This window comes from Pseudomonas sp. CVAP#3 (assembly GCF_018986375.1).
GTDB classification, from domain to species: Bacteria; Pseudomonadota; Gammaproteobacteria; order Pseudomonadales; family Pseudomonadaceae; genus Aquipseudomonas; species Aquipseudomonas helvetica.
In genome coordinates this window covers 55,319-73,780 of the sequence record NZ_JAHMSC010000001.1, presented here as the reverse complement: position 1 = coordinate 73,780, position 18,462 = coordinate 55,319, and the positions used below count along the sequence as shown (strand labels likewise).

Annotated in this window: 13 protein-coding genes; 5 read left to right on the top strand and 8 right to left on the bottom strand. The window is 60.7% G+C overall.

Translation table 11 applies throughout. The features are described 5' to 3' along the window. Nucleotides 1–8 precede the first annotated feature (8 nt). Genes KRR23_RS00305 through KRR23_RS00295 form a run of 3 tightly spaced genes read right to left on the bottom strand, consistent with a single transcriptional unit; the run spans nt 9 to nt 6,803 of the window. Nucleotides 9–4,400, bottom strand: a complete 4,392-nt coding sequence (locus KRR23_RS00305; protein ID WP_216740893.1) for an RHS repeat-associated core domain-containing protein — start codon at nt 4,398–4,400, stop codon at nt 9–11. 12 nt (nt 4,401–4,412) lie between these two features. After that, a complete protein-coding gene (locus KRR23_RS00300) occupies nt 4,413–4,847 on the bottom strand; it encodes a DcrB-related protein (RefSeq protein ID WP_216740892.1) in 435 nt (144 codons plus the stop codon). An 18-nt stretch (nt 4,848–4,865) separates the two neighbouring features. Beyond that, nucleotides 4,866–6,803: a type VI secretion system Vgr family protein gene (locus KRR23_RS00295; RefSeq protein WP_216740891.1), complete on the bottom strand. Its 1,938-nt coding sequence runs from the start codon at nt 6,801–6,803 to the stop codon at nt 4,866–4,868. A 250-nt stretch (nt 6,804–7,053) separates the two neighbouring features. On the opposite strand from KRR23_RS00295, the gene KRR23_RS00290 reads away from it, so the two are divergent. The 5 genes from KRR23_RS00290 to KRR23_RS00270 all read left to right on the top strand — a co-directional run bounded on the left by KRR23_RS00290 (nt 7,054) and on the right by KRR23_RS00270 (nt 10,157). After that, nucleotides 7,054–7,488 (top strand): DcrB-related protein, encoded by a 435-nt coding sequence (locus tag KRR23_RS00290; RefSeq protein ID WP_054594718.1) that lies wholly within the window; start codon nt 7,054–7,056, stop codon nt 7,486–7,488. Between the two features lie 54 nt (nt 7,489–7,542). Next, nucleotides 7,543–8,838 carry a PAAR domain-containing protein gene (locus KRR23_RS00285; protein ID WP_216740890.1) on the top strand — a complete coding sequence of 432 codons (1,296 nt, stop codon included), beginning with the start codon at nt 7,543–7,545 and terminating at the stop codon, nt 8,836–8,838. Then, nucleotides 8,835–9,368, top strand: a complete 534-nt coding sequence (locus KRR23_RS00280) for a hypothetical protein (protein WP_216740889.1) — start codon at nt 8,835–8,837, stop codon at nt 9,366–9,368. The genes KRR23_RS00285 and KRR23_RS00280 overlap by 4 nt, the downstream gene beginning before the upstream one ends. Before the next feature lie 196 nt (nt 9,369–9,564). After that, nucleotides 9,565–9,897 carry a hypothetical protein gene (locus KRR23_RS00275; protein ID WP_367880636.1) on the top strand — a complete coding sequence of 111 codons (333 nt, stop codon included), beginning with the start codon at nt 9,565–9,567 and terminating at the stop codon, nt 9,895–9,897. Beyond that, complete coding sequence (locus tag KRR23_RS00270; RefSeq protein WP_216740888.1) at nt 9,894–10,157, top strand: hypothetical protein; 264 nt, start codon at nt 9,894–9,896, stop codon at nt 10,155–10,157. Before KRR23_RS00275 ends, KRR23_RS00270 begins: the two co-directional genes overlap by 4 nt. A 48-nt stretch (nt 10,158–10,205) precedes the next feature. On the opposite strand, the gene KRR23_RS00265 is transcribed toward KRR23_RS00270, so the two are convergent. The 5 genes from KRR23_RS00265 to tssE all read right to left on the bottom strand — a co-directional run bounded on the left by KRR23_RS00265 (nt 10,206) and on the right by tssE (nt 18,370). Next, nucleotides 10,206–12,146 (bottom strand): type VI secretion system tip protein VgrG, encoded by a 1,941-nt coding sequence (locus KRR23_RS00265; protein WP_216740887.1) that lies wholly within the window; start codon nt 12,144–12,146, stop codon nt 10,206–10,208. A gap of 168 nt (nt 12,147–12,314) precedes the next feature. Next, nucleotides 12,315–14,993, bottom strand: coding sequence for a type VI secretion system ATPase TssH (gene tssH, locus KRR23_RS00260; RefSeq protein ID WP_216740886.1), 2,679 nt, complete (start codon nt 14,991–14,993; stop codon nt 12,315–12,317). After that, the gene (tssG, locus tag KRR23_RS00255; RefSeq protein WP_054594712.1) at nt 14,986–16,038 is read right to left on the bottom strand and encodes a type VI secretion system baseplate subunit TssG; all 1,053 of its coding nucleotides are present in this window, start codon (nt 16,036–16,038) and stop codon (nt 14,986–14,988) included. Before tssG ends, tssH begins: the two co-directional genes overlap by 8 nt. Beyond that, nucleotides 16,002–17,861, bottom strand: coding sequence for a type VI secretion system baseplate subunit TssF (gene tssF, locus KRR23_RS00250; protein WP_216740885.1), 1,860 nt, complete (start codon nt 17,859–17,861; stop codon nt 16,002–16,004). The genes tssG and tssF overlap by 37 nt, the downstream gene beginning before the upstream one ends. Next, nucleotides 17,858–18,370, bottom strand: a complete 513-nt coding sequence (gene tssE / locus KRR23_RS00245) for a type VI secretion system baseplate subunit TssE (protein WP_216740884.1) — start codon at nt 18,368–18,370, stop codon at nt 17,858–17,860. The genes tssF and tssE overlap by 4 nt, the downstream gene beginning before the upstream one ends. Nucleotides 18,371–18,462 lie beyond the last annotated feature (92 nt).

The following is an 18,462-nucleotide window of genomic DNA, read 5'->3' as shown; positions in this document are numbered from 1 at the left end:
AGTACTCCTTATTTTCGACATTTCGTACCGCCGCCCCATTTATTTCGACCGCCTTTACCATCAGGGTGGTAGATTTTATGATACGTTTTATGATCATTGAAGTCGGCTAGCTGTAATGAACCTGGTTTGTTTCCATGATGCCAAGTCATATTGGCTGGGGATGTTCCTCTGAACGTCCCATTCGGCCGTGGCTGCACATGCTCTACAGCACCAGGGTATTTAGTCTGCATTTGACGTTTAAAGTCCGGATCTGTTTGCATTCGTTTGTAAACAGATTCGTTTGCGCGGCTAAAGTGCTCTGCGTCAGTCATTTTGTATTCGGACGCGTTCAGTGAGTGCTCATGGAACACATGATATTTCCCTAGGTCGCGAGATCCTTCACCGTTGTATAGGCCAAGCGGATCTATCCAGGTCAGGGGGTTTGGGGCATAACTGTAAAAATTCAGCCCCCCCGCCAATCCAATCGGATCCGGCGTCGTAAACCGCCCCACATCCGGATCATAAAACCTGAACGTATTGAAATGCAGCCCCGTCTCCCGGTCCAGGTACTGCCCCTGGAATCGCAGGTTCTGCTCTTCAATGTAGTACGGCTCGCGCACCTCTTCTAACGTGTTGCCCCACACCCGATAAGTCGCCTGCCAGACATTGTGGCCGTCCACCTCGGTGAGCTGTTCCGGCAGGCCATTGAGATCGTTGTGGTAGTAGCGGATTTTTTGCAGCGGGCCGGTGCCGTCGACGCGGGCCAGGGGTTCGTAACCTTCGTCTTCGTAGAGGTAGAGGCTGGTCTGCTGATGGCGATGTTCCTGCAACAGGCGCAGGCCGTCCCAGGTGAAGCGGGTTTCGCCCAGCGGGTAGCCGTGGGTGTCGTGCTCGGTTTTTTCAATGCGTCGGCCCAGCGGGTCGTAGGTCATCCTGACCACGCTGCCGTTTTCGTTGCGCACTTCAATCAACCGGCTTTCGGCGTCGTAGGCAAAGCGTTGCAGGCCCCGTTTAGCGCTGCGCTTTTCGATCATCCGGCCAAACGCGTCATAGCGGTAACGCTTGTCCTGATAGGTCAGCAGTTTGTTGTGCACCACCAGCCCGGCACCGGGTGGCGGGCCGTCTTGCAGGTTGGCGGCGGCGTCGTAGGCGAAGGTTTCGCGCTGGCCGTGCAGGCTGTCCTGGCTGGCGATGATGCGGCCGGTGGCGTCGTAGTGCAGCAGTTGGCGGTGTTGGGCGGTGGGTTGCTGGTCGAGTTTGCCGATCAGGTTGTCGGCGGGGTCGTACTCGAAATGTTTCTGCACGGCGGCCGGCATCAGCGAGGGCTGGCTGGTGTGTCGGCGTTGGCGTGAGCGTAAACGCCCGCTGCGGTCGTATTCGCTGCGGGTGTTGATCTGGCCTTGGGTGCGAAGCACTTCGCGGTGCAGGCGGTCGCGTTCGAAGTCGCTGATGACCTGGCCGTCGAGGTTGATCTGGTGCAGGTGGCCGCTGCCGTAGTACAGGCGATTGAGCCAGCGCCCGTCGGGCAGTTGGGTCTGGATCAGGTTGCCGAGTTCGTCGTAGTGGTGGTGCAGGCTGCCGGACGCGCTTTGTTCTGTGAGCAACTGGCCGAGGGCGTCGTAGGCGAAGCTCAGGGTTTGTGCGTTGCCGTGGTGGTCGGTGAAGGTGACGGCGGTGAGCTGGTCCAGCGGGTCGTAGCTGTAGTCGGTGCGGCCATCGTCGGTGACTTTGGCGATCAGCCGGCCGACGGCGTCGCGTTCCAGTTGATGAACGATGGGGGCCGGCGGTGCTTCGGGGACGACGGCCAGGCCGTTACCGTAAGGCGCCGGAATCGCCGTGACCGCCGCGACGTTATCCAGCAGATCATAGGTGTAGCGCTTGGCGCTGCCGTCGAGGTCTTGTTGTTCGGTCAGCCGGTCTCCAGCATCCCAGGCAAACCGATAACTTTCACCGTTCTCATTGGTCAGCGCTTGCAGTCGCCCGTAGCGGTCGTACCCGAACTGCACCTGCCGGCCATGGGCGTCGGTGCGCTGGCGCACCTGGCCGCGACGGTTATGTTGATACAGGGTGGTGTGCCCGGCCGGGTCGGTGTAACCGGTCAACTGGCCGCTGACGTCGCGCTGATATTGCTCGGTGCGGCCGTCCGGCAACAGGCTGCTGAGTAACCGCCCCTGGGCGTCGTAGCTGAACTGGGTGCGTTCGCCGAGGGCGTCGGTGATGGTTTGCAGATAGCCCCGGTTGTCATAGCTGAACCGCGTCGGATAACCCGAGCAATCGATGTGTTCGACCAGTTGGCCGAACGGGTTCCAGCGCAGTTTTTTGCTTTTGCCGGCGGCGTCGATGATCTCGACGACCTGGCCGTGGGTGTCGTAGCGGTAGCGGGTGATGTGGCCCAGCGGATCGGTTTCGGCGATGCAGTTGCCGCGTTGATCGTAGCGATATTGCCAGCTGTTGCCCGCTGCATCGGTTTCCACCAGCGGCAAGGCCCAGTGTTCAAGCCATAGGGTCGAGTCACTGCGGCCCAGCGGGTCGGTTTCACCGATCAGGTTGCCGGCGTCGTCGTAGCTGTATTCGTAGCGCCCGCCCAGTGGGTCGGTGGCGCTGAGCAATTGGCGTTCGTCGTTCCACTCGAACTGCCAGGTCTGGCCGAGGTTGTCGGTGTATTCGGTGATCTGGTGCTGGGTGTTCCAGTGCCGTGTACTGATGCGCTGCGAGCCATCGGTGATGCGCGTGACACCGGCGACGAGGTCATAGTCGAACTGGTAAGTATCGCCCTCGTCGGTCCAGTGGCGGACCACGCGCCATTCCTTTTCCTCAATGCAAGCCCACTGATAAAAACAGCGAAGACCTGTGGGCAACTGATGCTCAGTCATCCGCCGCTCACTGTCGTATACGAAACGGCGCTGTACCTGGCCTGCGGTATCGCGCGCTTCTACCAGGTTGCCTGACGGATCGTAGCCATAACTCACCAATACTTCACGGTGCTGGTCCGGGTAGACCCGTTCCACCTGACTGACACGGGTCTGAAGGTAGATCAACTCCACCTGAACCAAGTCAAAGGTGTCCCGCAGCCGAACAAGCTGCCCGCCGTCGTCATAGTCGAGGTAGATGCGGTTGTCGTTGCGGTCGCCCAATTGATCAAGGCGCAGCAGCGCTGTATTGCCCGGCGTCGGATTGAACAAACGGTATACGCCGTCATCGCTTTCAATCAACAACTGCCCATTAACGTGCCGCCGAACACTGAGCCCTTCACCGGCACTGAACACCGCGCCGCCCAAGGGGATCGAACCCATGTCGATGCGCCGGGCCTGTTCATCGGTGTAGACCAGCGTTTCCCCGCCCTCCGGGTGAGGCAGGATTTCCACGCACACTTCGTAGGACACACTCCAACCGGCGCCGAACAACCCGTCGCGCCGTTCGTCGCGGCTGTTGTAGAAGCGCTGCCAATCCATCGGCAAGACACCGGGCAGCACGAAGTCCAGCTCATCGTCGCCCCCCAGCACCTTGGCCCCGGTGGCGGCGTGCACCGGGTTCGCCGAACCCATGGCCGCGTTGGCCATCGCGCCCATGGCGCTGCTGACGGCCATCGACGTCGCGCCACCGATCAGCATGCACGGCAGTTTGCTGAAGAACTTGCCCTTGCTGCCCTTGAGCATCAGCAACGCGGTGACCGCCAGCCCCACGCCCGGGGTCTTGCCGCTGCGGATCTCGCGCACCACCACCGAGCCGCCACCGATAGTGACGTTGGGTGAGATCAGCCCGGAACCCACCACCTTGGCGTCGCAGGTGGTGCGGTCGCCGCTGCGCACGGCCGGTTGGCCGTTGATGGTGACTTTGTCCGAGCCCTCGGCCAGAAACTGCGGCGGCATCGGCGGATGCTTCATGCAGGTGACCAGGTCCAGCGGCTTGGGCACCGCGCCGGGCGCCGGGGTGGCGACAGTGGGGCGCCACATCTGGGAGAAGAAGCTCTCGGCCATGTCCAGATAGCTGGGCTCGGCTTCGGGCTCGGGTGCCTCCAGCGCGGTGCCTGCCGGCGCGACATGGGACGGGATCGCCCCGGCGGCGCGGGCGGCGGGAATGCTGTTGATCAGGGTGTTGGTGGAACCGGTGAGGATGTTCGCCTGCACCGTGGGTGGGAACAGCGAATTGCTGAAGCTCTCGCACAGGTTGCTTAAACCCTTGTCGGCCCCGGTCTTGCTCATGGCGAGGCCGACGATGGTGCCCACCACCGCGCCGAGCAGAAAGCAACCGAGGCCGCCAGTGGCGACGGTGATGCCGGTGGCCGCGACCACGGCGGCGGTGGCCAGCGCGGTAATCGCAATGTTGGCCGCCACCTCCAGCACACCGCCAAGAATGTCGGCCATCATCGAGGTGTGGTCGAGTGCATCGCCCAGCCGGGCGGCCCAGAGTGCGTCAGACATGCAGGGTGCTCATCAGGCCGGAACGTCGAACAACAGCGAATTCTTGATGGTCGCCCAATGCGCGGCTTCGGCATCGCCGAGTTTTTCGGCCTTCACGTAGCTCAGGGCGAGCATTTTTCGGGTACCGGGCAACACCAGCGCCAATTGGTACTGGAAGACTTTGTCGTTGCCCTTGTTGAACTGGCTGCGCAACTCGATGCCTTCGACTTCCTGGTTGGCACCCAGGCGCACGGCGACGCCCGGTTGAAAACGCAAGTCTTGCACTTGTTTTTCCAGACGTTTGAGCTGGTCGTCGAAGTTGCTTTGCAGGGTTTCGCCCTCGGCCAGCAAGCTGCGGCTGACGATCAGCGAAGTGCCCAGTTCGGCGAACTTGAGGATGTTGATCGTCGCGTCCAGTAACTCGCTTGCCGGCAACTGGAACTGGAATTCATTGATTCGGTAGGTCATGGAACACAGCTCTCGTGATTAGCTCTTGGACTTGGGAAACGCGGCATTGATGTTGGCGTCGATGCTCGCCTTGACGCCCTGGCCATCAGGCGTGGCGCCAGCGCCGCCGCCGTTGTTCAGGTGCAGCACGCCGCCGGTGTTGAACTCGGCATCACCGCTGGCATAGAAGCTGATTTGCACGCCGGTCAGGTTGATCTGGCCGCTGGCATTAAGCTCCAGGATGCTTTCACCACAGACCAGCCGCAGGTTCTCGCCCACTTCAATGACGTAGCTCTGGCTGATGCTGTCGGTCTTGCGCTGGCCCACCGACAGAATGTCTTCCTGCTTGACGATGCGCAGACGGTTGTTGCCGATGGTCACCGTCTCGTCATGCCCGATGCTCTTGTTGCGGTCGTGGCCCACCGCGTGGCTTTCATCGACCTCGACCACGATGTCCTGATTGCGCTCGGCATGGATGTACAGCTGCTCGGCGCCTTTTTTGTCTTCCATGCGGATTTCGTTGAAATTCGCCGGTGTGCCACCCTTGCTCGAACGGCTTTTCATGCCGCTCTGGGTGGCGTTTTCCGGCAGGTCGTAGGGCACGGTCTGTTCGGCGTTGTAGACGCGGCCGGTGATGATCGGCCGGTCCGGGTCGCCTTCGAGGAAGCTGACGATGACTTCCTGGCCGATCCGCGGGATCTGCATCGAGCCCCAGTTTTTACCGGCCCAGGACTGTGACACGCGAATCCAGCACGAGCTGTTTTCGTTGGACTGATCATGCCGGTCCCAATAGAAATGCACCTTCACCCGGCCAAACTGATCGGTCCAGATTTCCTCGCCTTTGGGGCCCACCACCAACGCGGTCTGCGGGCCTTTGACGATTGGGCGGTGGGTGTTGGGCAGCGGGCGGTAGCTTTGTTGGGCGCCGATGCAGGTCAGGCTGCTTTCGAACTGTGCCGAAGGCGCGCCGCCGCCGGTTTCCCCGCTTTCCTGGGAAATGTAATAGCGGGTGCCGACGATCAGGTATTCACGGTTCTGGTCCTGGCGGCTGAAGCCGGTGAGGCTGAACAAATGACCCGAGCCCAAGCCTCGGGCGTTGCCGGCCAGCTCGACCTGTTCGTGCAGGGTCTGCAAGGCTTCGATGCGGGTGCGGGCGTAATGTTCGCCGTCTTCGCTTTGCACATAAGTGCCGGGGTAGTCGTACAGCGGATAATCGCCGGCGGTGTGCGGACGGGGCATGGCCGAGCGCACGTCGATACGCGCGCTGGGGCGCTGGAAATCATAGTCGTTGAGTTCCAGCGAACCCGGCTGGACTTCCTGGGCCAGGTGCCAATCGTGGAGGTGATCGCGTTCGCGCTGCTGCTCATTTTTGGGGTAGTAGGGCACTGAAGCGTAGCCGGGCGCACTGGTGTGAGCGCCGTAGGCATCGGCCAACACCAACACATGACGACCCTGTTCATGGCGGAAGAAGTAGTAGATTCCTTCCTGCTCCATCAGGCGGCTGACGAAATCGAAACTGGTTTCGCGATACTGCACGCAGTATTCCCACTCGCGATAGGGCCGGCTCAGGGCGTCTTCGAAATCGGAAAAGCCGAGGTCGCGAAACACCTGCTTGATGATCTGCGGGATGCTCAGGTTCTGGAAAATCCGGCAATCGGAGGTGCGGGTCAGCAGCCAAAGCCAAGGCCGGAGCGTGACCTGGTAGCTGGCGAACTGGCCCTGGTCGACGTTCTGGCTGCAGCGGGCAACGATGCCATGGAAATGACGTTCGCCGCCGCCGTCCAGTTGCAGGCTCAGGGACATGGGTTTGCCGAGCAACTGGTTGAGGTCGATGGCATTGTCCAGCGAGTGCAACTGCAACTCATAGTTGAACAGCCGCCCCAGCTCTTCGCCGCCGCCCATGTCTTTGAGCAACAGCACCTCCGGCCCCAGGGGGCTGGTGACTTTTGCCAGGCGTGAGGCTTGGTTGAATAACATGGGCTGTCCTTATTCGCTGTCGCAATCCTTTTGACGCTGCCGAAGATTGCAGCCTTTTGACTTTAAAGATCAAGAGATTGCGGCCTTCGGCAGTTCGTACAGAGACGCGCGACCGCCAAGGGCGGTGGCGCTGAAGTCATAATGTAGTTCGTTACTTGGGGGAGAGGAACCAGGCTCTTGATTGTTGCCAGGCATTACCTGAATATCTGCTCCCCTGCGCGTCACCTCACGTCTATGGAAAGCGATTACTGTGACCTCTTACCGCATGCAAGAAGCCGATCTCGAAATCCCCGATACCTGGCAGGACCAGAGCATCAATATTTTTAAGCTGCCAGCAGTCGGCCCTGCTAAAGAAGCCAGTTTTGTCATCAGTCGCGATGCTACCCAGGGCGACGCGCCATTTGCAGAATACGTGGACCGCCAACTCAAAAGTGCGGAGCAGCAACTGCCGGGTTTCAAGCTGGTTCAGCGCTGGGACACGGTGCTGCAAGGGCATACCGCCACATTGCTGGATTACACCTGGCAACGCGAGGGGCGCGAACTGATGCTGCGCCAGGTGTTCATCGAGCGTAAACCGTCCGTGCTGATCACCACCTTGACCACGACACCGAATGACTTCGCCTATCACGAGCAGGCCTGGAAGCTGGCGATGCATTCGTTCAAGCCACAGCCTCCAATCATCTGAGCATCCATACGTCCCACTGAGCAGTCATACACATCAGCAAGGTAGATGCGCGCAATGGATGCACAGGCTGCAGCACGTCTGGGTGACGAAATAGCCCATGGGTTCGGGATGGCCGCGATGGTCGCCGGTGCCGTGGCGGGCGCCTTGATCGGCGCTGCGGTCATCGCCGCGACCGTCGCCACCGGCGGTGTGGCGGTGGCCATTTTTGCCGGCTCGATTGCGGCCGGCGGCTTGTCGATGTTCCAGGTCGTCAAGGGACTTTCTACCATCTTCAATTTGCCCGAGCCCACAACGGGCAAGTTGCAGATGGGCAGTTTCAATGTCTATATCAACAGCTTCAATGCCATGAGAGCGGGAGAGGACGTCGCTTCCAGCTGCTCCGGGCTGCCGATGAATCATCCTATATGGCCCTTTCCGGTATTGATCGCTGAAGGCAGTGCCACGGTGTTCATCAACGGCAAACCGGCCGCACGCTTGCACAGCAAAATGGTTTGCGGTGCTCATATCAAGAGCGGCAGCCCCAATACGTTTATCGGCGGGCCAACGGTGTCGGTGGCGTTTGTCCTGGATATCGAGGGGTGGATGCATACCGGGTTGGAAGCACTGGGATTGCTGGCTGTGGCGGGGGCTGCAGTACTCGCGGCCATGGCGGGCCTTGCCGCGTTAGCCGGTTTCGTGGTGATTGGCGGCACGATGATGGCTGGCATGGCGTTGCTAGGGGATTTGGGTGATCGCTTGGGGCCCGGTTATCGGGATCTGCTGCAGGGTGTCGCTGGGTTGGCGCTTTTGGGCCTGGGACCGAAAATGGCAAAAATCGGTGCTGCGCCCAAGCCACGCTCGGTGAGCTTCAAACCGGGTTACACGGCAGACGATATCGTTGCGATTCCCAAGTCCAGCCGGCCGGATCCCTCTGAGTACCTTGAGGCTTCCTATATCGACAAGCATCTTAAGGTCTTCCAGGATGAAGGCGGTGCGTTTCTATTTACCCCGGATGATATTGCCAACCCCATGTACGCGACCTTTAGCGACACCAAGTACGTCATGGCCAAATCAGACCTGCACGGTGTGGTCGGCGAATTTAAAAAGACCGGCGATCTTTCACTTTTGGAGTCTGCCCTAGGCTATGACCCGGGCTCTTTTACCGGCAAGGAAATTTACATGATGGACCTGAACAATCCCAAGGTGGTCATGCCAAGCGGTAACGAGCGGGGAGCGAACCCGCTATGGCGTCCTGGCGGCCTGACCCATCCGGGTGGTATGCGCGAGGCGGTATTGGATAAGGTGGGCATTCCACACCAGAACGACATCAATTTTCTGCTCGCGAACCCTGATGTAGTGAGAATTCAATGAGTACCCATCCAGACAATGTATTGCTGCTTGCCCTGGCCAATGACGAATTGGATAAATTCCTTGTAGGCGAGCCGTTCTACTTTCAAGAAGCCAAAAACGACTACGATGAACCGCAAAATATCGTCGTGGCTTTCGATTTACTGGTGTTGCGTTACTGGCAGCAGACCCGCGACGCCAACTTCCCCGCACGCTTCGTGGCGGCTTTGCTCAAGATTCTCGCGACCTACCCCGATCGTAATCGGGCGATTTATGTCGCAGCGGTCTGGGTTTGGTATTACCGATTTTGCCTGAGCAAAAAGCGCGCACAGCCCGAGGGGCTCTATGCCGAGCTGTTCGAAATCGACATGGGGGCCGTGGCCTTAGCCCTTCGAAGGCAGCTTGAGATCAATAAGGCAGCGCTGATCCTGGATACACGTTGGGCTGGTGGCACTTGGAACAGCGAGAACGGTTTATGGGAGCCGTTGATGCGTACCGCCCTGAACGTCAGGGACAAGCTTGGAGGACCGGACTACGTGCCTGCCAATCTCTGAGGAGCGCTTAAAGATGGATTCAAAATCAGGCAGGTCGATGATGTCGTAGGGCGCGTGCCCAGAAATCCGATGGAGGGGAACCAGTATTTCCTGGGGCCAGGCAAGCACTTGCCGGATGGAGCTCCAGAAATGGTTGTCGAGTCGATTCCTGCCAAGGATGCGGACGGTATTACCACGTCAACCGAGGTATTTGTCAGTGATTAATGATCTGCTGAAGGCATTCGTGGAAAAAGCGGACGGTGACTTGATCCGTGTTCGAATCATTGATAACGCGCTGGACTCGCCCCTGCGTGCTATCGGGTTTTTGCATGCGACAGAGAAAGATATCTATGTTTTGAACGTCGCGGACGACAAGCAGAAGGCTAAGGTATTCGATGAACTACGTTCATTAGGGGTGGCCTTTTCGGCGGGTAAGGAATGGTGTCCCTCCGAAGTTTTCGAATATCTTCGTGACGAGCAACTGCTGAGCGGTCAATTTTTGCGAGTCGCGTGGACGCAGCCGGGTCAATACCTGCTGACGAACGCGTGAAATTTCAAGATGCTCTGGTCCACCGCGAACATATGTTCTCCGTGGGCATCGAACAAGACGCCGGTCGATTCTACGTCTCCATACCGGTCAGCAATGGCATGGCCGACTACGAGGAATACTATGAAATCGACCGTGCAACCTTTGAACTGTTCAGGCGTGATCCGGATGCCGCACTGCTGTTTGTGGCGCGTTGCAGAAAGCGCGAGCTGGACGAGCTATTGATTGTCCAGCCGGGAACGAACCGCGGCACGGCCATCTGAGCGTCGAAAGGCAAGGGCGGTGAGGTCGGCGTTGTTCCTTGCGTGAACTCAGTGTTTGGCTTTTGTCGGGAATAATGCTTTTACCGCCGCATCAATCACACCCTTGAGGCCTTTACCTTTGGGGTCCACTTCGCTTGCGCCTCCGGAGTTGAGGTCCAAACGGCCGCCGGTGTCGATGTTGCCATTGCCGCTGGCGTAGATATTGAACGCTGTACCCGAGATGTTGATCTCGCCACTGGCATTGAATTCCAGCACGCTTTTGCCACAGACCAGTCGAATTTGCGATCCCGCCTCCATGAGGTATTGGGTGCTGACGCTGTCGCTCTTGGTTCCTCCGACATGCAAGGCATCGTTGCGCTGTACCGCCCGGAGGCGGTCTTCACCGATACGCACCGTCTCGTTATGCCCGATGCTCTTGTTGCGGTCGTGGCCCACCGCGTGGCTTTCATCGACCTCGACCACGATGTCCTGATTGCGCTCGGCATGGATGTACAGCTGCTCGGCGCCTTTTTTGTCTTCCATGCGGATTTCGTTGAAATTCGCCGGTGTGCCGCCCTTGCTCGAACGGCTTTTCATGCCGCTCTGGGTGGCGTTTTCCGGCAAGTCGTAGGGCACGGTCTGTTCGGCGTTGTAGACGCGGCCGGTGATGATCGGCCGGTCCGGGTCGCCTTCGAGGAAACTGACGATGACTTCCTGGCCGATTCGTGGGATCTGCATCGAGCCCCAGTTTTTACCGGCCCAGGACTGCGACACGCGAATCCAGCACGAGCTGTTTTCGTTGGACTGATCATGCCGGTCCCAATAGAAATGCACCTTCACCCGGCCAAACTGATCGGTCCAGATTTCCTCGCCTTTGGGGCCCACCACCAACGCGGTCTGCGGGCCCTTGACGATTGGGCGGTGGGTGTTGGGCAGCGGGCGGTAGCTTTGTTGGGCGTCGATGCAGGTCAGGCTGCTTTCGAACTGTGCCGAAGGCGCACCGCCGCCGGTTTCCCCGCTTTCCTGGGAAATGTAATAGCGGGTGCCGACGATCAGGTATTCACGGTTCTGGTCCTGGCGGCTGAAGCCGGTGAGGCTGAACAAATGACCCGAGCCCAGGCCTCGGGCGTTGCCGGCCAGCTCGACCTGTTCGTGCAGGGTCTGCAAGGCTTCGATGCGGGTGCGGGCGTAATGTTCGCCGTCTTCGCTTTGCACATAAGTGCCGGGGTAGTCGTACAGCGGATAATCGCCGGCAGTGTGCGGACGGGGCATGGCCGAGCGCACGTCGATACGCGCGCTGGGGCGCTGGAAATCATAGTCGTTGAGTTCCAGCGAACCCGGCTGGACTTCCTGGGCCAGGTGCCAATCGTGGATGTGATCGCGTTCGCGCTGCTGCTCATTCCTGGGGTAGTAGGGCACCGAAGCGTAGCCGGGCGCACTGGTGTGAGCGCCGTAGGCATCGGCCAACACCAACACATGACGACCCTGTTCATGGCGGAAGAAGTAGTAGATCCCTTCCTGCTCCATCAGGCGGCTGACAAAGTCGAAACTGGTTTCGCGATACTGCACGCAGTATTCCCACTCGCGATAGGGCCGGCTCAGGGCGTCTTCGAAATCGGAAAAGCCCAGGTCGCGAAACACCTGCTTGATGATCTGCGGGATGCTCAGGTTCTGGAAAATCCGGCAATCGGAGGTGCGGGTCAGCAGCCAAAGCCAAGGCCGGAGCGTGACCTGGTAGCTGGCGAACTGGCCCTGGTCGACGTTCTGGCTGCAGCGGGCAACGATGCCATGGAAATGACGTTCGCCACCGCCGTCCAGTTGCAGGCTCAGGGACATGGGTTTGCCGAGCAACTGGTTGAGGTCGATGGCATTGTCCAGCGAGTGCAGCTGCAACTCATAGTTGAACAGCCGCCCCAGCTCTTCGCCGCCGCCCATGTCTTTGAGCAACAGCACCTCTGGCCCCAGGGGGCTGGTGATTTTTGCCAGGCGTGAGAGTTGCTCGAATAGCATCAGTAATCCCGTAAACGTTATAGAGCCGAGCTGCATATCCCTGTCGGAACCGGGTCCAGTGTGGGAGCGGGCTTGCTCGCGAAGGCGGTGTGTCAGCCAATATCAATGTCGCTGACAGATTGCATTCGCGAGCAAGCCCGCTCCCACATTGACCGTGTTTCGGTCAGGTCAGGCGGCGTCGCTGAAGTCGTAGTGCAATTCGTTGTCCCGGGCGCTGATCCGCACCCCTGCCAGCGCCTTGCCTTCGAGCATGCGGGTGAGGAACTCGCGGCTCATGTCCGGTAGCAGGCTGTTGGTCAGGATGGTGTCGATCATCCGCCCACCACTTTCGGTTTCGGTGCAACGGGAGACGATCAGGTTGATCACCTCATCGTCGTAATCGAACGCCACTTTGTGGGTGTTCTCCACGCGCTTCTTGATGCGGTTGAGTTGCAGGCGGGTAATGGCCTTGAGCATCTCGTCGCTGAGCGGGTAGTACGGAATGGTCACCAGGCGGCCCAGCAAGGCCGGCGGGAAAATCTCCAGCAGCGGCTGGCGCAGGGCCTTGGCGATTTCTTCGGGCTCGGGCACGTTTTGCGGGTCTTTGCAGACCCGGGCAATCAGCTCGGTGCCAGCGTTGGTGGTCAGCAGAATCAAGGTGTTCTTGAAGTCGATCACGCGGCCTTCGCCGTCCTCCATCACGCCTTTGTCGAAGACCTGGAAGAAGATCTCATGCACGTCCGGGTGGGCTTTTTCCACCTCGTCCAGCAGCACCACGCTGTAGGGTTTGCGCCGCACGGCTTCGGTCAGCACGCCGCCTTCGCCATAGCCGATGTAGCCCGGTGGCGCGCCCTTGAGCGTGGACACCGTGTGGGCTTCCTGGAATTCGCTCATGTTGATGGTGATGACGTTCTGCTCGCCGCCGTACATGGCTTCGGCCAGGGCCAGGGCGGTTTCGGTCTTGCCCACGCCGGAGGTGCCGGCGAGCATGAACACGCCAATCGGTTTGCTCGGGTTGTCGAGGCCGGCGCGGGAGGTCTGGATGCGCTTGGCGATCATCTGCAAGGCGTGGTCCTGGCCGATGATGCGTTTCTTCAAGTGCTGGTCGAGGTTGAGCACTGTTTCCAGTTCGTTACGGGCCATGCGGCCCACCGGAATGCCGGTCCAGTCGGCGACCACCGAGGCCACGGCCTGGTAATCCACAGTCGGCAGGATCAACGGGGTTTCGCCTTGCAGGGCGCTGAGACGCTGTTGCAGGTCCACCAGTTTCTCGCGCAGGGCGTGGCTGTCTTCGGTCCCGACATCGTTGTCCACGATACCGACGCTTTCACGCAGGATGGCGCGGGTGGAGAGCAGTTCGTCCACCAGGGTCTTCTCTTCGGCCCAGCGGCTTTCGAGTTCGACCAGGCGTTCGCGCTCGGCGGCCAGCAGGTTTTCGCTGTTGCTCTGGCGGGCGCCGATGACGATGCCGATGGCGTGCTCGCGGGCGATGATCTGCAGCTCGGTTTCCAACGCCTCGATGCGGCGACGGCTGTCGTCCACTTCGGCCGGCACGGCATGCAGGCTGATGGCGACCCGGGCGCAGGCGGTGTCCAGCAGGCTCACGGATTTGTCCGGCAACTGGCGCGCCGGGATGTAGCGGTGAGACAGCTTGACCGACGCTTCCAGGGCTTCGTCGAGGATCTGCACCTGATGGTGTTTTTCCATCGTCGAGGCCACGCCGCGCATCATCAGCAACGCCTTGTCTTCCGACGGCTCGGCCACTTGCACCACCTGGAAGCGACGGGTCAGAGCCGGGTCTTTTTCAATGTGCTTCTTGTACTCGGCCCACGTCGTGGCGGCCACGGTGCGCAACGTGCCCCGGGCCAGCGCCGGTTTCAGCAGGTTGGCCGCATCCCCGGTGCCGGCGGCGCCACCGGCACCCACCAGCGTGTGGGCTTCGTCGATAAACAGGATGATCGGTTTCGGCGACGCCTGGACGTCTTCGATGACCTGGCGCAGGCGCTGTTCGAATTCACCTTTCATGCTCGCGCCGGCCTGCAACAGGCCGACATCGAGGCTGCGCAATTCCACGTCTTTGAGCGCCGGCGGCACGTCACCGGCGACGATGCGCAGGGCAAAGCCTTCGACCACCGCGGTTTTACCGACACCGGCTTCACCGGTCAGAATCGGGTTGTTCTGCCGACGACGCATAAGGATGTCCACCAGCTGGCGGATCTCTTCGTCACGGCCGACAATCGGGTCAAGCTTGCCGCTGCGGGCCTGCTCGGTGAGGTCGACGGTAAAACGCTTGAGCGCTTCCTGCTTGCCCATGGCGCTGGGGGCCATGGCGCCGCTGGCTTCACCGGGCACGCTGCCTGCGTTGAAACCATCGCTGGCGCTGAGCGCATTTTCCGGCGAGTCGCCGACGTATTCGTCGAACCGCTCGCTCAGGGCCTCGACCTTGATCTTGTCAAACTCTGCCGACAGCCCGAGCAGCCCGTGGCGCAGGCTCGGCGTCTTGAGGATGCCCAGCACCAGGTAACCGGTACGCACCTGGCTTTCGCCGAACATCAGGCTGCCATAGACCCAGCCACGTTCCACGGCTTCTTCCACATGGGAGGACAAGTCAGTGATTGACGTCGAGCCCCGTGGCAAACGATCCAGGGCTTCGGTCAGATCTCGGGCCAGGCGCGCCGGTTCGATATTGAACTGGCGGATAATGCGGTGCAGGTCCGAGTCCTGCAATTGCAGCAACTGATGAAACCAGTGGGCCAGCTCCACATAAGGGTTGCCACGCAACTTGCAAAACACGGTGGCGGCTTCGATGGCTTTGTAGGCCACGCTGTTGAGTTTGCCGAACAACGCGGCGCGACTGATTTCACCCATGCTCATGGCTCCTTGAGGTCTGTGAGGTGTTGGCCTGCTCGGCGTAATGCCGGGCCAGTATTAAATCCTTGGCATCTGTTTCGGGCCGGCCCAGCCAGGTATTGAACCCCAGACGGAAGCGGCCATTGAGTTGCAGCGCCGGTACTTCGGGCTGTTCCAGGATCAGGTTCAAGTCCCAGTCCAGTTCATGGCCCAGGTATTCGGCCACCCAGGCCACCAGCTCATTGAAGGGTTGGCTGCCGGGCAGCATGCCCATGTAGTCATCGAGCTTGAGCGGCCCCAGGCGAATGCGGAATTTGTGCTGGCGATCCCAGACGTAACGACCCAGGCAAAAATCCATGCCCAATTGATGGGCGCTGACGCCCACGCGGCTGCGTTCCGGCAGCTCCAGCCATTGGCCGACGTACTCCTCGATCTCTACCGGCAGGCCGAAGTATTCGCTGATAATGGCCTTCAAGCCGTCCGGGTAGCGGGTTTGTGCCGACAGATGACCGCTGTAATGCAGCTTCGCCGTGTCGGGGATCAGCCCTTGTTTGAGCAGGCTCGGCATACCCCGGCCGCTCAGTGCCGCCAGGCGTGCCGACCAGTAGTCATCGTCCGGGCGATCATGGCTGACCGTCGGTCGCGCTTCGGCCCAGGCCCGGTAAAACAGGCTCAGCAGGCGATGGTGGAACACATCCAGGAAGCGTTTGCTGGTGCTGTCGGCGTTGTTGCGCTGGCGTTCGCGCACATACTCAGTGATGTGCAGCGGCAACGGGCCGTTGGGGCCGCCGAGGCCGAAAAAGAACTGTTCCAGTCGCGCCGGCGCACCGTCGATACCCGGCTGTACCGAGGCCAGGGTCGCCGGGGCGAAGGTGCAATCGGCCTGTTGCCCAAGGCGCAGCGGATCATCGGCCAGGCGCAACGAATGGCCCAGGCGCGGCAGCTCAGGCGATTCGCACTCGATGCGCCGCAACGCCTGGAAGAAGTCATATTCCCAGGGCTCCTGGTGCATCGCCTCCAGGGTACTCACAGGGTCGGACGGCGTCCGGGCTTGGCTTTCCATCGCATGATCTCGCCGCGTTCGGTGGTACGGATCACCGTCTCGGTAAAACTGTTGATCGACACGTAGCGTGCCAGGAAGCGCTCGAACACTGCGCCGAGCAAGAAAACCCCGGTGCCGCGAAACGCGTTTTCATCGAATTCCAGGGTGATCTCCAGGCCACGACCAAACACGATCGGGCCCGGCATTGGCAAGCGTCGGGTGCAGGCCTTGCTGCTGACTTCGCGCAGGCCTTCGATCTGCAATTGCAGCGCCGTATCGTTGCTGTCGCCGTACAGGCGCAGCAGTTCGCGCAGGGCGGCGGCGCCCTGGCCTTGCTCGCTGAGGGACAGGTAGTTCAGCGAAAGCTGGCTGATCAACCGCCAGGCCTTGGCGTCATGGGCATGGCTGGGGCGTGGGCGGCTCGGGCCTGCCACGCAACGCACCGCCGCTACAGGTGCGCTGTCTGCCAGGGTGAAGTCGGTCTTGCCATTGCCCACGCTCATGAACAGCGGCAGGTCGCGGTTGGTGCATAACGCCGTTACGCCCAGTTGGCGCAGGTCGTGGCGATAGGGTGCCTGTTGGCTGTCCACCAGGCTGACGAAGGTTTCGCTGCCGATGTAAGTCGAGCGCGGGCCGTTGCGCCGCTGGCCGCTGGACAGCACACGTGGTTCGCGCCGCACCGTGTACCAGGCCTGATCGCGGCCGTAACGAGACGGATCACGTACCGTATAGAACGGCAAAAAAGGCTGCTCTGACCCGGTCCCATGGCCGGTGAGGGTGGTCAGGGAATGAATCTCGAAATCCATCGGCCGGGTGCGGTCGGCGATCACATGGTGTTCATGGACCCGTTCCGACAAGTGGATGCGATCCAGGCGCTTGGGAAACAAGTTGATTGCCGGGGTGCAGAACGGCAGGAACTGCGCGGCACCGACACTGCCTTCCAGGCTCGGATCGTGACGGTCGAATAGCACGATCAACTCCAGTTCCTGGCCGTCGCAGCGTTTGACCGCACGGTTCAACTGGGTGAAGTCGACAAACAGAAAGCGGTGGGGCAGGGCGAAGTATTCCTGCAACAGGCGATAGCCCTGGAAGGCTCGCGAGACCACTGGCAGCGCGGCGTCGGTATCGTCGAATCCCACGGAACGCAGTGCATCCTGCGGCAGGCGTTCTACCCAATCGCCGCCGGGCTGACGTGCGAAGACGGCGCAGGTGTTGCCCAGTAGTTGTTCGTAGAGGCGGAAGGGCTGCTCGTCGGCGCCGCTGAGGTACAGCGGCAGGTTGTCCAGGGTCAGGCTGTTGAATGGCAGTTCGGCCCCGGTACGCAGGGTCAGGCGCAGGCCGGCCTTGGCCTTGGGTTCACTGGCGGCCAGGCGTCCGAGCACGGCGGACGGGTTGCCGAAGTACTCGGCCCGGCTGACCTGCAGCGGCCACAACGTCACCGCGTGGGCGGTGCGGTACTCGCAACAGGTTTGGGTTTCGCGACCCAGGGCGGCACGCAGGACCGTGTCGCGGGGCAGCGGGAAGCCGCTGCTCAGCGAGCCTTCATCGGGGTCGGCCTGCAGTTGCACCACGGTCATCGACGGTGTCGGCGCCAGGTAATGGGGGTAAGCGATTTCCAGCAAATTGTGGGTGAAGGTCGGGTATTCGGCGTCGAGCTTGAGCTGTACTCGCGCCGTCAGGTAGGCGAACCCTTCCAGCAAGCGCTCGACGTACGGGTCGGCGCAGTCCATACCGGACAACGTCAGCCGACTGGCGATTTTCGGGTATTGCTGGGCGAACTCCGCCGCGCTTTCGCGCACGTGGAGCAACTCCTGGTTGTATAGTTCCAGCAGGCGCGGGTTCATGAGCGTCTCCGCTGTTCGGCGTTGACCACCCGCACATGGCCGGATTCCAGGTCCAGGTCGGTTTGTAGCATCAGCCGCAGCGGCACCGGCTGGGCCCAGAGATCGCCTTCAATCTCGAAACTCAGGGCGTTGTGGTTCATTTCGGCGGATGCCCGAGCCCGCACGCGCAGGGTATGGCGCAGAATCCGCGGCTCGAACGTGGCGATGGCCTGGTGGATCAGCGCTTCAAGCGCCGCGATATCGACGTTCGACGCACTGTTGCCGGCCAGGGCTGGCAACCCGAAGTTGACCACCGAAGTACCGGCCGGGGTGTGCAACGTCGCATCGGCGCTGAGCAATGAAGTGGTGTTGAGTAGCCACGCCAGATCACGCAGCACCGAGGCTTTCAATTGGGTCAGGGACAGCACGCGCTTGTCGGCGCTTTCCTTGAGATTGCTCGGATCGTCGTCGGTCAACCGATCCAGTAGGGACGGTTGCAGACGATCGCGGGTGGCGATTTCGGTTACCACGAAAAAAGGCCCACGAAATTTTTCTGGTCAACGGCGCCTAGCATGCAACGACCGCCGTTTGTTTGGTACAGGCATAAAGGCTCAATAGCAGA

Coding starts and splice junctions, on each gene's coding strand:
- KRR23_RS00305 (WP_216740893.1), bottom strand. CDS start 4,400: ATGTCTGACGCACTCTGGGCCGCCCGGCTGGGCGATGCACTCGACCAC.
- KRR23_RS00300 (WP_216740892.1), bottom strand. CDS start 4,847: ATGACCTACCGAATCAATGAATTCCAGTTCCAGTTGCCGGCAAGCGAG.
- KRR23_RS00295 (WP_216740891.1), bottom strand. CDS start 6,803: ATGTTATTCAACCAAGCCTCACGCCTGGCAAAAGTCACCAGCCCCCTG.
- KRR23_RS00285 (WP_216740890.1), top strand. CDS start 7,543: ATGGATGCACAGGCTGCAGCACGTCTGGGTGACGAAATAGCCCATGGG.
- KRR23_RS00280 (WP_216740889.1), top strand. CDS start 8,835: ATGAGTACCCATCCAGACAATGTATTGCTGCTTGCCCTGGCCAATGAC.
- KRR23_RS00265 (WP_216740887.1), bottom strand. CDS start 12,146: ATGCTATTCGAGCAACTCTCACGCCTGGCAAAAATCACCAGCCCCCTG.
- tssH (WP_216740886.1), bottom strand. CDS start 14,993: ATGGGTGAAATCAGTCGCGCCGCGTTGTTCGGCAAACTCAACAGCGTG.
- tssG (WP_054594712.1), bottom strand. CDS start 16,038: ATGGAAAGCCAAGCCCGGACGCCGTCCGACCCTGTGAGTACCCTGGAG.
- tssF (WP_216740885.1), bottom strand. CDS start 17,861: ATGAACCCGCGCCTGCTGGAACTATACAACCAGGAGTTGCTCCACGTG.